Genomic DNA, 17556 nt, shown 5'->3' with positions numbered 1-17556 from the left:
TCTAATTTATCATCACCATAGACCCATCTCCATTGAACATCATTAACGCCATCGTATGTAGTTCCTTTTGAATTATCTCCATCAAGGAATAATTCAACACAGTCATTCATCCATGGCTCGCCTCTGTTTGATGCATCGAGTTCATCATCGATGACTTGAACAAACAAATAGAAGTAGTTGTCATCCCACAATACTCTAAAAAATGAAGAGTGGTCTGCATATACTCTATCGGTATCTGAGCTGCCGCCTTCAAATTTTTGAAGCGGTGTTGCAGTTGAAAGAAGCCAGATATTATCAAGCTCACCATCAATTACTGGTGGCACAGCAGTTTTGGGAATAATAAGAACATCATCCACAATTGAACTAAGCTTAATAACTCTTTTTGGTGACGCATCGAGTGTTATTGAAATAATCATTAATAAAAGAGTCATTAACATTATGGGTTTTTTCATATTACCTCCTTGATTGGTTGGTTATTTAATTGTTTACAAATTATTTCTGCCGTAATAAGGAGCTGGGGTATTTGCCATACCCATTCGAAAGACTCTAACTGAATCTCTTGTTAATGTAATCCCTCTATTTAAATAGAGATAATAATCATTGCCCCAAACAATCTGGTCAACAAATTTTGGGAGTATCTTTGCTTTATAGTAAGGTGTCAAATTGCCGTCATTTTCTAAAACAAATATTGAATAATCAGGATGATTTTTAACAGCCAATAACATCATCCCATCTTTATCAAAAGTAATTGAACCAATTGCAGCTCTGCTAAAATCTGTTCCCTGATTTTTAACATTAAGAACCAATTCTTGATTTCCGAGTGTACCATTGTTATCAAGTATTTTATGTCTCCAAAGATTATCTGCACTTGTTATGTACAAATAATCATTGAATACTCTTATATCAGTAATTATAACTCCCTGATATAAGTTAGTATTGATTATTGACTTATCTGGTTTAACAATAAATAATCCATCTTTCTTTGCAGTGTAAATGTTATTATAGCGGTCAAAATCTAATCTATCACATTCTTTAGGCAGGGTAAGATATTTTTCTTCGGCTGCTGTAACGGGGTCAAGTCTATATAAAATATTTTTACTTACTAATGCATACAGATAACCACCTGGGCCAAATTTTAAATCAGTAACTTTTGAAAAATCGTTTGAAAGCTGACCACCAATTCTAACAATTTCTTTACCATCATATTTTAATAATGCTCTTCTTGTAGCAATGTATAAATTTTCTTGTTTATCAACTTCAATTGCAAAGAGGTTATAAGTATAATTTGTAAAATCGCCATATTGTTCGAATGGTGTATTTATTTTATAATTTTTTACTTTTGCCAGTTCTAAAGCTTTTTGGACAGAAACAACAACATCAAGAGGTTTATTATATTTTGATAGTTCGAGTTGAGGTCTATAAATAATTATTTGATTAGATGACAGGCTTTTTATTTCTGCAATTTTACCACCAACAAAAACAATGGTATTATTATCTGAAGTTGTTCCAAAGTTCTCACCATTTATAAGAATTTCTCTAATGCCTGCACGAGCAGAATCTTTAGGAATTATAGAACTTATCTTTGGAGATGGAGCAAATTGAAGATTTTCAGGATTATAAATTAATGGTGGTTCTTCATAATTACTGCATTTAATCAGCGTAGAAATAATTATTACAGAAATTATTATAACAAACTTTCTTTGTTTCATAATTTTCACCTTAATTTTTTAAAATGAAATCCTTGCCGTTAATCTTTGAACATTATTAAAAATTCCATAAGGTGTATAAGAATAATCGATATTAAAACCTGAATAGGATAAGCCAACGCCAAATGTTAAATTGTCTTCATAGTTACCAATAATGTAGCCCCCTCTAAGAAAGAGTAAGCTCATGAATTGATATTCTAAACCAATTTTTAATTGTTCGGGTCTGGAGCGCGGATGCGTATAATCAACAGAAATTAGAAGTGTTTGATTATTCAAGTCGAGATTTACAAAGTCAAAAGCATTTGCTGAAATGCCAATTATAAAATTTAATGGAAGTTGAAATCCTTCTTCTTCATATTTTACTTCTTTAGAGAAATTTCTTACAGACATTCCAAAAGCTACGCTCTTAAATCCGGTTTTATAAACAGTGCCAAAATCGAATGCAAGTGCACTTGCTTTATTTTCTTTTTCTGTTGTACCATTTAGAGTTGGAATAACACTTTCTCCCAATTTTTGGTATACATATCTAATCTGGCCGCCCACACCAAATTTATCGTTCAACATTTTTGCATAACCAACCCCAATAGCAAGTGCAGTAGGTTTCATTACTTTTGTATCTATGTAACCTTTCTCATTATTTGCTACCATTGTGCCTTCTACTTCGCCGTAATCAACTGATTGTAAACTCAAACCAATTACTCCCATATCTCCATTAAATGGTGATATTATTAGACTTGCAGTAATATGTTTAATATCTGCAATCCATTGATTAATACTAAAATTTGCATTAAAGAATTTATCCATTTGAGCCATACTGGCGGGATTATGAAATAATGCTCCAGAATAATTATTGAAAGAAGTTACTGCTTCGCCAATTGCACTGGCTCTTGCATCGCTTGAAACACTAAGAAAATTAAATCCTGTTTGAGCCAACTTTTGTTGTGCATTTATACTTGAAATAAAGATTAGTAAAAAAGCTAATATTAATGTTTTCACTTTACTATCTCCTACAATTTTTCATCATCTTATTACGATGAATTTTTTAATGATGCTGTCACCTTTTTTAAATATCAAATTGCCATTGCTATCCTTGTAATCTTCTGTTACTTCTATATGAACTATATAAAGTCCGCTTACAATTACCTGACGTGAAGATGTTAATGAATGCCAGAGTTCATCGCCGCTGTAATTTCTGTGGTCAATTGTTTCAATTAGTTCACCAGATTCTGTAAATATTCTAATTTTGCAAACAGGCGGTAAGCCATAGAATGCAATTCTATCTGGTGTATCAATTCCAAATTGTAATTCTCTTGCTCTTATGTTATATGGATTTGGAACAATTCTTATGTTTGCAAGATTATTTCCAGGGGGTCGTGTAAGAAATGCTTCTCTATTTGTCATTGTATAATATTTACTGCTAACTAAAGGAACACCACGTTGAATATTATTTGTCGAGCCGTCATCTTTACTTTGAATATAATAGTAATAATTAAAGCCGCGTCTTGCAGTTGTATCTAAATAAGTAGTGGATGTGTTATTTTTATCTGTTTCATATATTAAAGTAAATACTGTATCAGTTCTTCCTTCGGCTCTATAAATTCTATATCCATTAAAATTGGGCCAAGACCTTGCATTATCTGACCATTCAAGCAATATACCTCCACCTGCAGATCTTACTATAAATCTATCTGGTGGGGGTGGTGGTTGAGGTATATTGAAATTACTATTAAAATTATCTATTGCTCTTCTAAAAGTTTGGAAAAGTGAATCTCTGCCGCTAAATACCCACAGATTTTTATATACATTTCTATCGTTCGTTGTAGAACCATCAGGCAAAACATAAGGTGGAATTTTATTAAACCATTTATTTACAACTTCTCTATTTTTAGTTCTGTCAATACCAGCCACAGCTTCTGCTACAACAATTCTAATACTGTCGCCAGGTTCTAAATCGTAAGGACCAAAGCCTTGAGTAGCAGCATAACCGCCGGCGTCATCTCCCCATGTATTTGCAAATGCAGTGGGCAGACCTGTTACAGGGTCTTTACCTATTTGTTCAGCGTGACTTTGACGTAAATGTCCACCCATCATAAATTCAGTGTATTTTCTTGTCATTAAATTTTCATTATACTGGTCAACTGGCTGAACTGGGCTATCTGAGCCGGTAAAAATTGTGGTCATTGGTTGATTGGGGTCGTCTGATTTATCTTTAGCAGATTTATCTGCATGCAGTACAACTACACCGGCAAAATTAGTTCCTGCCATTATTGCACCATCTGGTCTTGGTTCTCCAATATCTTCAGCCAGCCCTCCTCCAGGTCCATTTGCATGTGGACCATAATAAGCCCAAATTGCCCTAAATGGACCCGGATGATATGGTGTTCCCATTACATCATTTATAGTATTTCTACCCCAACTTGCACCTTGCGGAAACCAGCCGGCTGTATATGCTTCGCCAGCAAAACCATATCTATATTCCCAAAAGAAAATTACTCCTGTTAATTTCTTGGGTTTGCTTATCAGTTTTGGCGAGCCCTCAGAGTTATCAATTATAAGTCCAGTATTTTTAAAAATATATTCATAGATGTAATAATTATCATGATATTGCTGAGAAAAAGCTAATACTCTTCTTTTAATTGTAATTCCAATATTTGTATGGACAACATTAACAAGCATTCTATCTGCTGGTAAATCAGGATTAATTTCATCAACTTCATCATCATATTCTCTGTTAGAAGCATTTACATCATCTACCAATACTTGAGGATGATCGAACTTGCCATATAATTTCAGTTGTTCTTGATAAACATCGCTACCTAAGTAAACTTCTCGAGGACCAATACAAATGACTTTATAAGGAAATACTTTTCCTTTAAGCTGACCAGTTTCTTCAGTATAATTAGTTGTGCCTATCCACAAAGCTTTTGAAGCACTTACACCTTTATTATTTATATATTCAGAGGGCCAAATTAATCCATCAAGCTGATCAACATTAACAAATCCACTTCTTCCTCTTCTTCCAAACTCAATTTCTGCTCCTGCACTTGAAAACCAATTTCGCAGAGCACCAACAGAAATCCATTTGACTTCTTGCTGCTGGCTGCCATAAACCTGTGCATACGAAGTTTTATGTGTTGAAATTATTATCAACAGAATGACCATTAAATAAATCTTTTTCATAATTCTAACTCCTTATCATTTACAGGTTGAAGGAAATATTAATTCCAAAGAAAACCTGTCTTGGATTCAAAAAATTAAATGATGTATTGTTCGGCATATCGATATAGGCTTTATCATCAAGAATTTTTTGCAGACGTGCACTGTCAACTTCTGACCATTCATTATTAATATAATTCATGTATTTTCTTGTTGACTTATCATAATAAATAACATTAGGATTAGGAGTTGCTAATTCTTTGTAGTTATTAACTTGCTCAATTGGTTGATACGGAACTCCCTCTTTTCTATAATCTCCAACTCTATCGTTGCCAGGTATGTTATCATAAGCAGGACTTTCAGGCAGATGCAATGATTGTAAATAGAACAATTGATCAAAATTATCATAGAAGCCAGCCCCCGAAAGTCTCTTGAAATTAAATAAATTTCTTACATCGAGCAGAAATGTTATTTGAAATGGCTTAAAGTCGAATGTTTTGCTTAACAGCAAATCAACATTCCAGTAATCTGTAACTTGCACATTATTAATTATTTCTCTTATGCCATTAGGATTATAAGTAATGTATTCGCCTGCTCTCCATTCACCAAGAACATTTAATGTCCAGTTGCCAAGTAAATGTAAGCCGCCAAAGCTGGGACCAAAATCAGAAGGTGTAAAGAAAGTCAAGTTTAAGTTTGCTCTCGGTTGCGGAATAGGTTTTTGTTGATACAATGTAATTGTATTCTGGTCAATTATCTTTTGTTGACTTGGGTCTTCGTTAATTACTTGTTTACCAAATGCGCCTCTCGTATTAATTTGATATGTATAGGTTAAAAACCCTCTTATCCAATTTCCTCCTGTCTTCTTTATTGTAACTTCTAATCCTCTTATATCTTCGTAACTATTATTATTGGCACCAAAGTAACCTATACCTTTTCTATCACTTAAATATTGTGTGTATGCAAGTTGATTTGAAATATCATTATAGAAAGCTGATAATTGAATTAATAATGTATTGAATAACAGATGGTCGTAACCTAATTCATAAGAGATAGTTTTTGCTTGCTGTAAATTTGGGTTGCCAAAATTTAACAATGTACCATTTGAAGCTCTTCCCAATCTGAATATTTCTTCGTATGCTGGTAGTTGTTTGAAGTGACCAAAGTTAAAATATAATTTTGAATCTTCTGTAATAGGATGAGAAATTCCAAGTCTTGGGCTAAAGGCAACATCAATTTTTGCTTTCTTTTTTGGATAATCTTTATTGGGATTAAAACTTGCAGAGAAAAATGATTTGTCAAATGGGTCTACATCATACCATTCAGTATTTGGGTTACTTAAATCCATTCTCACACCAACATTTGCAACAAATCCAAATGCTTCAATTTTATCTTGAACGTATGCTGAAATTCTGTATGGATTCCATCTTTCTTTTACATAGTTCAAATCATTAAAATAAGTATTTACTGCGCCGTAGTTCAGATTCAGGTCATAGTAAGAAAATTCGATTCCTGCTTTAATTAAATGAATATGTGTAAGCTGATTAGTATAATTTGCTTTAATTAATGTTGAACTTAATTTGCTTGAATCTCTTATAGTAGAAGAGTGACCTCCAAAGAACATTCCTGTAATACCTGTTAAAGGACGCGGGTCAAATCCAAATGGAGCTTCATCTACAAAATATCCAGGGACAATCTCATATTTTTTAACTGTGTCCCTTTGTCTAATAGGACCAGTTTGGTAAGATCTTATAACATGTTCGATGCTAAATTCAATAAATGATTTTTCACTTACAAAATCTGTAAGTTTACCTGCAAAAGTTATATGATTAAGTATTGCTTGACTATACCACGAATCTGTAAAAATTCTACTTGGTCTTTGTTCATTTGTAATTTCTGCAATTGTGTATGGAGTTCGCATAAATGCTGTTGGACTCCAGAATTGAACACCATTAATTCCCCATGCTGGATTATTAAATTGACTATCATCTCTGTTCATTACAACATTGTAAGATCTTCCTTTGTTAGCATTTATCATCAATTTAATTTTTTTGCTTATATCAGAATTTAATTTTAATGAGTAGTTATATTCCAAATAATCAGGACGGCTTAAAGGGATTAACAACATTTCTCGATTATACCAGAAGCTAGTAAAGAATCTTAGATTACCTAAGTTTTTGCTTATGAAAGGAACTGGACCCCCAAAGCTTGCATCAATAACATAATCTGGAGCAATTGTTGGTCTTCTTCTTCGTTCCCACATCCATACTTTTTGAGCTGCAGCTGGTGAAAGGTCATTATTTGGGTCATTATCACTTAAAAGTTTTTGTGATATTGCATTCCAACCTTCAAAGCGCGGGTATTGTCGTTGCGTGTATAAATCCCATGCACCATTTTCTGTGCCTGTCCAGCATACAGCAGGATCAAGGTATGGTCTGTTCCACATTGAATTTGGGTCAAATACAGAAATTCCAAAATGCTTTGGAGTAGGTGGACTATACTTAACATTAACAGCACCAAAGTAATTATTAACACTTCCCTCTTTTTGAATAATATTTATAATTCCTGATCTGACTTGTCCATATTCTGCATTAAATCCACCTCTTTCAATTGAGATTTCCTGAATCGAACTTAAAGATAATGTAGTTATTGGTGAATTATTTCTCGGGTCTCTTAATGTTACGCCATCGATTTGAAATAACAATTGGTTTGCACTGCCGCCTCTAATAACAAAACCTTCTTCAACTCCTGCTTGGAGACTTGCTATTCTATCAATTGAAGTAATTGGCAATGTAGTTATTTCTTCTGACCTTACTGCTGCTACACTTGTGGATACATCTTTCTTTACTAATTTTCTCTCTGCTGTAATTACTATGCTTCCAAGCTCAATAGCTTGCGATACCATCTCAATATCAACCGTTGATGTCTGATCAATTCTTACTTCAATATCATTTACGGTAACAGTTGCATAGCCAACCATGCTTGCAACAATGGAATGAATGCCGGGTGGGACTTGCAATATTACATAATATCCATCAATATCAGTAGTTGAACCTAAAGTTGTTCCTTTTACTATAACATTAACTCCTACCAAAGGTTCTCGTGTTTCTTTATCAATTATTCTTCCTGCTATTTTCCCTGTTGTTCCTGCAGAAATAATTTTTGCACTTATAATTATTATCAGTATCGTTAATAAAATTTTGTATCTCTCTTTCTTCATTTTCATCTCCTTTTTATCATTTTTTTCTAAATGTTTATCATCTTTATTAAACCAATAATTGCACAATAAATTGGGAATGCTAAAAGAATTTTTTCGCTGATGTTTTTTTTCTTTTCTGTCTTAAAGTGGAAACTGAATTTGTTTATAATAAAAGAGAGCCCGCAGGCAAAGGAAAAGATAAAAATTGAGTATTCAAAAAAATTTGCGTGAACTATGTAGTTAAGCATTTCTATATCGAAATAATGATTGTAGAAAAAAATTTCATGAATCGATTTGAAAAAAATCAAAAGTAATCCAGTAAAGAATATTGATAATGCTGCTTCCTTTTTTATAAACTTGAACAGTAATCCAACAATTAAAAAAGCTGATATTAGAGAAGTTAGGTAGAGAAATAGATAAAACAACTTCAAATAAATTTTGAAATCTCCCGGATGAGTAATGGGAAGTAATACAATCGAAATAAAAAGAAAAATTATGATTGTAATTCTTCCAACTAAAACAAGTTCTCTATCAGAAGCACTGGGTTTTAATATGCGGTAAAAATCAAATGTGATAAGACTTGCTGTACTTATAAAATAACTTGAAATAAGTGAAGTTATAATAAAAACAATTACTATAGTGAATAACGACTTTAATACTTCAGGCAAATAATTAAAAAATAATCTTTGAATTTCCTGAAGATTGGCATTCTGTGTATTGTTAAAAATTATTACTGCAGGTAATGTAAAAATCAATAAAGGAATTAATTGATATATAATTAAAAACAGAATTGATTTTTTTACAGTTTTAATATCACTTACAGAAAAACTTTTTTGAATCATATTCTGGTCGGCACACAAAAACCAACAGCCAATCAGAGGCAATGCAATAATTAATTCGATTAGTGATAAATCTGAATTCGAATTTTTTAGAGCGGTAGATAAAACATTTTGAATTCCAAAATCATTGATATTTCTTTGAGTAAAAAACCAATAAGTAAATCCAGCAACAATTGCTATTACAAAGAAAGCTTGAAGCAGATTAATAAAAATTTCTGCTTTCAACCCGGAAATAATTAAAGATACACTTGTAATTACCAAAAAGAACAAAAGTGAAAAATAAGGGTCTAAATCTGTAAAAGTATAAATTAATATGCTGCCTGCTGTTAGAGTGAGTGTAAGCCTAATTCCAATGTTCATCAAAATATAAAGAACGGAAATTACATAACGAAAAATTTTGCCATAATGAATCTCAAAGTATTCGGGGATTGTATTTATCCTGAAATTTGAATAACGGGGTAATAAAATTTTTCCAGATGCAAAAAGTAAAACAACAGATACAAGTGCATAAATTAAAGGAAGATTATTTTGATAACCAAATAAAGAAAAACCAAGCAGATAAGGACTAAAGAAAATTGAAGATGATAATGATAAACCAGCAAACAGCCAATTTATATTTTTATCAGCAAAAAAATATCTTTCTGAATTCATCTCTTTTGTAATTGAGGAGTAAACACTTAATGAGATTACAGCCAGTGGATAACAAAAAAATAAAATAAATCCAACCATCGATATCTCGTACAAAATTTACTCCTTTTAATTGCCCTGGAATATTTTTCATTATTAAACTCAATGATTATACCAGAGGGAGATAGAGAAATAAAATCTCAATTAAAACGATTAAGTGCAGAATGATTATTTCAAAATGATAAAGTTTGAGTGGAGTCTTTAAATCAATTTGATAAAAAGAAATGAAGTAACAATAGTATCTTAAAAAATTATTTAATGAGTTGAAGACTTCGCAGAATAAAAAATTTTTTATCAACAAGATATAACAGCAATACTATGAAATTATCAGATTGATAAAATCTTAATACGAGCAAAAAATTTTTTATGAGAAATAATTAGAAAAATAATCAGGTATGATTATTGAATTTGAAAGAGATGAGTAATAATTTCATCCACTCCCCAATCGCCTGTGGATTAAATTTATCTGCAGGCGATTTTATTTTTATTTTTTTACTCAATTCATTTACCTCTAAGAGCAAAAACAATTAGAACACCATTCTTCTTGCTTCAAAACACATTTCTTACTTCAAAAAATTTATCTTTATTTTTTATCTCTTACATATCTAAGATATCAATCATAAATTCATATCAAGATTAAAAACTTGAAATATGTTATATTAGTTTTAACAAATGAAAAAATATTTGACAAAAAATGAAAGAACCAGAAGTAAATTTACAATTAGCCCTTGAACACGGCTTAACCGAAGAAGAATATAATTGGATTTGCGAACGCTTAGGAAGAGTTCCAACATTTACAGAACTTGGAATATTCAGTGTAATGTGGAGCGAACATTGCAGCTATAAAAATTCCATTGCATTATTGAAAACACTTCCGCGTTCAGGGGGAAGACTACTCGTTGGTGCAGGCGAAGAAAATGCAGGACTTGTAGATATTGGCGATGGTCTTGCAATTGCATTTAAAATTGAAAGTCATAATCATCCATCTGCTGTTGAACCTTATCAAGGAGCTGCAACTGGAGTCGGAGGAATATTAAGAGACATATTCACAATGGGAGCTCGTCCAATTGCATGCTTGAACTCACTTCGTTTTGGCTCACTTGAAGATGCGAGAACAAGATATTTATTTGAAGGAGTAGTTAAAGGAATCGCAGATTATGGAAATTGCTTTGGTGTTCCAACTGTTGGAGGTGAAGTTTACTTTGATGATTCTTATAAAAATAATCCTCTTGTAAATGCAATGGCAATTGGTGTTGTTGATACAAATAGAATTGTATCCGCTGTAGCTAAAGGTGCCGGCAATCCAGTTATGATTGTTGGCTCTTCAACTGGAAGAGATGGAATCCATGGTGCTACATTTGCATCCGAAGAAATTTCTGAAAAATCTGAATCAAGACGACCATCTGTTCAGGTTGGCGACCCATTCACAGAAAAACTTCTTCTCGAGGCAACTCTCGAAATTATAAAACAAAATCTTGTTGTTGGAATTCAGGATATGGGTGCTGCTGGAATTTCATGTTCAACTTCTGAAATGAGTGCAAAAGGAAAATCCGGAATGAATATAAATTTAGATAAAGTTCCACTAAGAGAAGAAGATATGAATGCTTATGAAATTATGTTATCAGAAAGTCAAGAAAGAATGCTTGTAGTTGCAAAGAAAGGATACGAAGATAAGGTTAAAGAAATTTTTGAGAAGTGGGATTTGAATTGCGAAATTATTGGCGAAGTTACGGATGAACAATTATTAAAAATTTATCATAAAGGTGAAAAGAAAGCAGAGATACCTCCTTATGAACTTGTGCTTGGAGGTGGTGCGCCAGTTTACATTCGCGAAACAAAAGAACCAGAATATCTAAAAGAAGCAGAAAAATTTAATCCCCATGATTTGCCAGAACCCGACAGCATTGCAGAAGTTTTTGAACAAATTTTTTCTTCACCAAATATTGCATCAAAAAGATGGGTTTATGAACAGTACGATTCAATGGTAAGAACAAATACAGTTGTTGGACCAGGCTCAGATGCTGCCGTAATTATGATTAAAGGAACAAATAAAGCTATTGCCGCTTCAACAGATTGCAACGGAAGATATGTTTATCTAAATCCAAAAGAAGGAACTAAAATTGCAGTCGCAGAAGCTGCAAGAAATGTTGTCTGTTCTGGTGCTATTCCTCTTGCAATTACAAACTGTCTTAATTTTGGCAATCCTTATAAACCTGAAATGTATTGGACATTCAAACAAGCAATCGAAGGAATGGGAGAAGCCTGCAGATTTTTTAATACTCCCGTTACCGGCGGAAATGTAAGCTTTTACAATGAAAGTCCAGATACTGCAGTTTACCCTACTCCAGTAATTGGAATGGTAGGCTTGATTGAAAAATTAGAAAATGTTACTACTGCAGAATTTAAAAACGAAGGAGATTTAATTTATGTTCTTGGAGAAGATTATGAAGAAATTGGAGGAAGTGAATACTTAAAAGTTGTTCACAATTTGGTTAAGGGAAAAATTCCAAAAATTGATTTGCAAACAGAAAAAGACCTTCATTCACTTTTGCTTCAATTAATAGATTTAAAATTGATTAACTCGGCTCATGATGTCTCTGAAGGTGGATTAATCACTGCTCTTGCTGAATGCTGCATTCTTAATCCGGAAAATATGATTGGAGCAAAAGTTAATATTCATATAAAAACCAGAGAAGATTTTTCTTTCTTCTCAGAAAGTCAATCAAGAGTTATTGTAACTGTTAGCCCTGAAAATAAAAGCAATTTTGAAAAAATTGCTTCAAAAAGTTTTACACCTTACATGCTCATTGGCGAAACAATTCCAAAAAGATTTATTGTAAACGACCAATACGATTTTTCTTTACAGCTTTTGTCTCATCTTTATTACGATTCTATTCCGAATAAAATGAACATTCATGTTTAAAATGATTGCAAAAATATTTTTTGATAAAAATAAGATTAAGGAATTCTTTCGCACAATAATATATTATGCAGCTGGATTGTTTAATAGAATTGATGAACACAATATATTTTTGACAGGTGCGGGAATTGCATATTCACTAATATTGAGTTTGATTCCTCTTATACTTTTTATCTTTTCGTTATTGGGAAATATTTTTGATACTCAAACACTACAAAATATGATAAATCAAATCATCGATACAATTGTGCCTTATCCTGATTATTCTAACTTTGCAAAAAAAATTATAAGCAACCGTCTTCCCGAAGCAATTGAATACAAAAATATCGCAGGTTACATTGGAGCTTTTGGATTGCTTTTAACTTCTACCTGGATTTTTAGCAGCATGAGAACTTTATTGAATCAAATTTTTCACACAAAAATTGATAAGAATTTTCTAATTGGATTGTTAAGAGATATAGGAATGGTTTTGCTTCTCGTCATTTTGATTTCATTATCAACACTAATTTTTCCTGCATTAAATTTATTTCTCGAGATTGCAAGCAATTCTCCATTTCTCACATTTGCAAGATTAAGTGAAGTCTGGAATACAATTGTATGGATGGGTTCATTGTTAATTCTTTTAGTTTTGTTTTTTCTTCTTTACTATCTTATACCATACGAAAAACTTCCTAAAAGAGTTGCTGCAGTAAGCGCTCTTTCAACTACAGTTCTATGGGAAATAGCAAGAAATTTTTTTGGATACTACATTCAAAACTTTCTTGGCAAAAATCCTTTTTATGGTGCATTCATTTTAATAATTGTTATACTTTTATGGTTGTTCTATTCATCTTGCATTTTTATTGCTGGAGCAGAAATTGGTCAGCTCTACAGAGAAAGATTAATGGAAAAGAAAAATGAAAAGGCATAAAAGTTTAATTCGATTATCAAAAGAACATCATGATGGATTGATACTTGCACAAATGATTAAAAAAGGAGCTCCTCAGTATAAAGGAATGCCTTCTGATTCAGCTGGCAAAAAGGAATACACAATTAATTTTTTTCATAATTATCTAATTAAACATTTTGATGATGAAGAAAATATCTTAATGAAAAACCTGCAAGGAAAAGATTCTGTTTTAGATGAGTTATTCAAACAAATGATAAACGAACATATTGAAATTAAAATTCTTATTGAGAAAATTAAATCAGAAAAAAATTATGAAAATTATCTCGATGAATTAGGTTATAAGCTCGAAAGTCATATAAGAATGGAAGAACGTGAACTTTTTGAAAGAATTCAAAATGTTATCGATGAAAAAACCTTAAATGCTCTCGAAGAAAAATTAACTTAGGTAAAATCAATAACTCCAAATAAAAAAGGTTTTATATGAAAAAACTGACAAGAATTTTTCTGCTTTTGTTTTTCATTTTCATCCCTTTAATATCCCTTACTATTATTGTTCAATGCGGAAACACACAAAACAAAAATCAAACTATTAAGAACAGTTCGGTCAATCTGCCAAAAAACAAAAAAGAAATTATTGACCAAAATACAAAAGAGCTTCAGAAAGCAAAACAGTTAAAAGTAAAAGTTCGACGAAGATATGCCGGCTTTTTTGGGAGAAATAATTCTTATCCCCAAAACATGGTTTTGGTTGAAGAACTATTTTTTGATGAGAAAGGAAACAGAACAAAAAGCATTCGATACAAAAGCACTGGTGAAATCGACTTAAGTTATGAATTCAAATATGATGATTATGGAAATTTGCAATTCATGGATACTTATGATGGTTATGGAAATTTAAAAGGAAGAAGAGAATCAAAGTATAATGAAAGCAATCATGAAGTCTTACGAAAACTAATGGACGACAGAAATCCAGGGGAATTAAAAGCAGAATTTTTTTATGAAGCAAACAAGCTTATAAAATCAATAAATTACACAAAGCAAGGTTCAATAGCCTCTGAACAACAAAACGAATATGAAGGAGAATTTTTAGTAAAGTCAATTATTAAAGATGGAGAAGGCAAACAAATTTCAGAAATAACTTTTGAGTATGATGCCGATGGATACTTGGTAAAAGAAATACAAAAAGGAATTCAGGGAAATAATGTTATAAATTATAAATATGATTCAAAAGGAAATTTAATTGAAATAAAAGACAATCAAACAAGACGAGAAATGAAATATGATGACAACGGAAATCTAATAGAAGATAAATTATACTTGGCAGACGGCACACGACAATTCAGAATTACTTTTTCTTACTATAAAAATGGATTACAGAAAGAAGAAATAAGATATTCAAATGATGAACGTCCGGCATTTGTTGCAAAGTATGAGTATGAATTTTATAATTCTCGTTAGGTTTCCTGATGATTAAATTTATTCCGCTTGGCGGTGCAGATGAAGTAGGAGCTTCCTGCTTTTATTTGAACATAGATGGCACAGGAATATTACTTGACTGCGGAATGCATCCCCGCAAAAAAGGTATCGATGCTCTTCCAAATTTTAATTTGCTAAATGATTTACCGCTTGACTTTGTTTTTATCTCTCATGCTCATCAAGATCATATCGGTTCTCTCCCATTTTTAATTCAACAATTTCCTCATGTAATTATTTACACTGTTGTTCAAACAAAAGAAATTTCTTCCGTTACACTTCATAATGCAGCAAATATTCTTTTCGAAAATAATTTAGCACATCCAGAATCATTCACAAATAATTTGAGAACTTACACACATGAAGAAATTGATTATCTTGTCAAAAGCATGATTGAATTAGAATATAATGAATCAATTCTATTAAAAGGGTTAAGACAAAATTCTGCTGATCCAATAAAAATCTCTTTCATTGATGCAGGTCATATTCTTGGCTCGGCTTCTATCTTAATTGAATATTACAACAAACGAATTCTCTATTCAGGAGATATTAATTTAAGCGAGCAAACAATAATGACTGGAGCCGATTTAGAAAAAATAGAAAATATTGACATATTAATACTCGAAACAACATACGGCTCAACAGATTCAAAGAAACTTGGAACATGGGAAACTGAATCAAAACGATTTGCTAAATCAGCAAATCAAATTCTTCAGAATGATGGTTCAATTTTAATTCCTGTTTTTGCATTGGGTAAAACTCAGGAAATGCTTGCTCTTATTCATGAATTAATCAAAAAGAAAAGTTTAATCGAAACAAACATTTATACTGGAGGAATTGGAAGAGAAATTTCAAGAATTTATGACAACAATCGTTACATTGTTAGAAGAAAAAATCCAAATCTGGAACTAAAAGAAATCCCTCAATTAAACTTACTTGATATTGAAGACTATAATGAATTTGTAAAACATCCGGGAATTGTTTTAGCATCAAGTGGAATGATGCTCGAAGGAACAACCTCTTATAAACTAATTGACTTCTGGCTAAATCAAAAAAATTTTGGAATATTTGGTGTGGGTTATATGGACCCCGAAACACCTGGATACAAAATTATAAATTCTTCCAAAGGAGAATTTGTTCAGCTGAATGAAATCAGTCCACCAAAATTTGTAAACTGCGAAATAGAAAAATTTTATTTCCCCTCACATTCAAAAAGAGAAGAACTATTAAAAATTGTTGAGCATACAAATGCAAAAAAAATAATTCTAATTCACGGTGAATCTGAATCAAAAGACTGGATAGGTTTTAACATTTTGAAAAAGTTCAAAGATAGAAATGTTTATTCTGCAGAGAACAACAAAGAAATTCTTTTGTGATTCAAAGCTTCAAATTCCTTTCTGCAAATGATTTCTTAAATTCCAAAATCAAAAACAATATTACAGGAACATATTCTGTTAATAAAACTAATGGATAATCTTTCCATACACCATTTAGTTGATAACTCAAAACAGTAAATACTGTAAGACTACTTAACGAAGAATATAAAATTCCGCTCAATGCAGGAACAAGAGGGATTAACACAGTAAGCCAGCCTATATACCACGGATGAACAACAGGAGAAAATATCAAAAGCAAAATAACTGAATAATAAATTTTCTTAATTAAATCATATCTACTCAAATAAAGAGGAATGAGAATTAACATTAATATAAATCCACAAATAATGCGGGTTATTTGATTATGCTTTATAAAACTATTCAAAAGATTAAAGATGCCGCCGTTAAAAGACCAATGTTTAGCATAGACAAATAATGCTTCAAATGGATTCGATGAAAAAATATAAGGAACAAATTGAATAAAAAAAGTAACAACCGGCAGAAATAAAACTTTTAATCTGTCAGAAATTTTTTGCTCATTTAAGAATAAAACAGGGATAAACAAAATTCCTACTGGTTTAATGGAAAGTGATAATCCAAGAAATAATGAAGATAGTATCAATCTTCTTTTCAAATAAAACAATATTGATGTTGCAATCAGCAGCAACCCATAGCCATCGAGATGAGCATCAATTGCTAATTGAAAAATTGGAAGTGGGCATAAAATATAAAGCAGCAAATATTTCAAAGGCTTGTCTAATTCTTTTAATAAAAAATAAAGAATAATTATTGTCAGCATTTCAAATAACATTAAAATAAATTTATAACCCCAGACGCTTTCACCGCTTAATTGATATCCAAGAAAAAATAACCATTGACTCAAAGGGAAATAAATTGTTTTTAGTTCTGGAAAATTAACTTTTGCAGGCAATAATTCAGAGTGAAGAAAATTCAAGTTAGAGTCAATTGGTGAAAATTTATAAGGATTAATACCATGACTTTGAACTTTTCCATCCCACATATATCTGTAAATGTCATCAGAACCAATGGGCATGGTGTTGATAAAACTAATTCTTAAAATGATTCCTACGAGTAAAGAAATTATTACAGTATTTTTGTTCAAATCATATTTCAGCAGAAGGAATGAAATCAAAAGAAAAACCGCCGAAGATGTTACATAGGAAAATGTAAATATTTTAATTGGTATTTGATTAAGAAAATGGAGAGATAAAATTAGAGATGAGAATAAAATCAATAGAGCATAAAATATTAAATTAAGTTTTCTCATCTTTTTGATAAATCAATTCATCA

The 17556-nt window shown here is 31.5% G+C and carries 12 protein-coding genes; 5 read left to right on the top strand and 7 right to left on the bottom strand.

The features are described from left to right. From AC27L2_RS08565 to AC27L2_RS08540, 6 genes are all read right to left on the bottom strand, one after another. A partial coding sequence (locus AC27L2_RS08565; RefSeq protein WP_487211350.1) for a sugar-binding protein occupies positions 1 to 452 on the bottom strand: 452 nt, incomplete at its 3' end. 33 nt (positions 453 to 485) lie between these two features. Further along, a complete protein-coding gene (locus AC27L2_RS08560; protein ID WP_487211349.1) occupies positions 486 to 1709 on the bottom strand; it encodes an IPT/TIG domain-containing protein in 1224 nt (407 codons plus the stop codon). Between the two features lie 18 nt (positions 1710 to 1727). Further along, positions 1728 to 2702: a PorV/PorQ family protein gene (locus tag AC27L2_RS08555; protein ID WP_487211348.1), complete on the bottom strand. Its 975-nt coding sequence runs from the start codon at positions 2700 to 2702 to the stop codon at positions 1728 to 1730. Positions 2703 to 2726: 24 nt separating this feature from the next. Next, on the bottom strand, positions 2727 to 4886 hold the full coding sequence (locus AC27L2_RS08550) for a hypothetical protein (RefSeq protein WP_487211347.1): 2160 nt from the start codon (positions 4884 to 4886) through the stop codon (positions 2727 to 2729). A gap of 19 nt (positions 4887 to 4905) precedes the next feature. Continuing rightward, positions 4906 to 8082 (bottom strand): carboxypeptidase-like regulatory domain-containing protein, encoded by a 3177-nt coding sequence (locus AC27L2_RS08545; RefSeq protein ID WP_487211346.1) that lies wholly within the window; start codon positions 8080 to 8082, stop codon positions 4906 to 4908. Between the two features lie 26 nt (positions 8083 to 8108). Further along, on the bottom strand, positions 8109 to 9644 hold the full coding sequence (locus AC27L2_RS08540; RefSeq protein ID WP_487211345.1) for a sodium:solute symporter family transporter: 1536 nt from the start codon (positions 9642 to 9644) through the stop codon (positions 8109 to 8111). Between the two features lie 637 nt (positions 9645 to 10281). Between AC27L2_RS08540 and purL the strand changes: the two genes are divergently transcribed. Genes purL through AC27L2_RS08515 form a run of 5 tightly spaced genes read left to right on the top strand, consistent with a single transcriptional unit; the run spans position 10282 to position 16245 of the window. Further along, positions 10282 to 12510 carry a phosphoribosylformylglycinamidine synthase subunit PurL gene (purL, locus tag AC27L2_RS08535; RefSeq protein ID WP_487211344.1) on the top strand — a complete coding sequence of 743 codons (2229 nt, stop codon included), beginning with the start codon at positions 10282 to 10284 and terminating at the stop codon, positions 12508 to 12510. Position 12511: 1 nt separating this feature from the next. Then, positions 12512 to 13417: a YihY/virulence factor BrkB family protein gene (locus AC27L2_RS08530; RefSeq protein WP_487211343.1), complete on the top strand. Its 906-nt coding sequence runs from the start codon at positions 12512 to 12514 to the stop codon at positions 13415 to 13417. Next, a complete protein-coding gene (locus tag AC27L2_RS08525; protein WP_487211342.1) occupies positions 13404 to 13841 on the top strand; it encodes a hemerythrin domain-containing protein in 438 nt (145 codons plus the stop codon). The genes AC27L2_RS08530 and AC27L2_RS08525 overlap by 14 nt, the downstream gene beginning before the upstream one ends. Before the next feature lie 35 nt (positions 13842 to 13876). Further along, complete coding sequence (locus AC27L2_RS08520; RefSeq protein WP_487211341.1) at positions 13877 to 14854, top strand: RHS repeat domain-containing protein; 978 nt, start codon at positions 13877 to 13879, stop codon at positions 14852 to 14854. 8 nt (positions 14855 to 14862) lie between these two features. Continuing rightward, positions 14863 to 16245, top strand: a complete 1383-nt coding sequence (locus tag AC27L2_RS08515; RefSeq protein ID WP_487211340.1) for an MBL fold metallo-hydrolase — start codon at positions 14863 to 14865, stop codon at positions 16243 to 16245. Between the two features lies 1 nt (position 16246). Here the strand turns inward: AC27L2_RS08515 and AC27L2_RS08510 are convergent, their stop codons facing one another. Beyond that, positions 16247 to 17533 carry an MptA/MptB family glycosyltransferase gene (locus tag AC27L2_RS08510; RefSeq protein ID WP_487211339.1) on the bottom strand — a complete coding sequence of 429 codons (1287 nt, stop codon included), beginning with the start codon at positions 17531 to 17533 and terminating at the stop codon, positions 16247 to 16249. Positions 17534 to 17556 lie beyond the last annotated feature (23 nt).

It is taken from the genome of Rosettibacter sp. KY25 (assembly GCF_057554405.1).
This window is presented reverse-complemented; position numbering and strand designations above follow the sequence as displayed.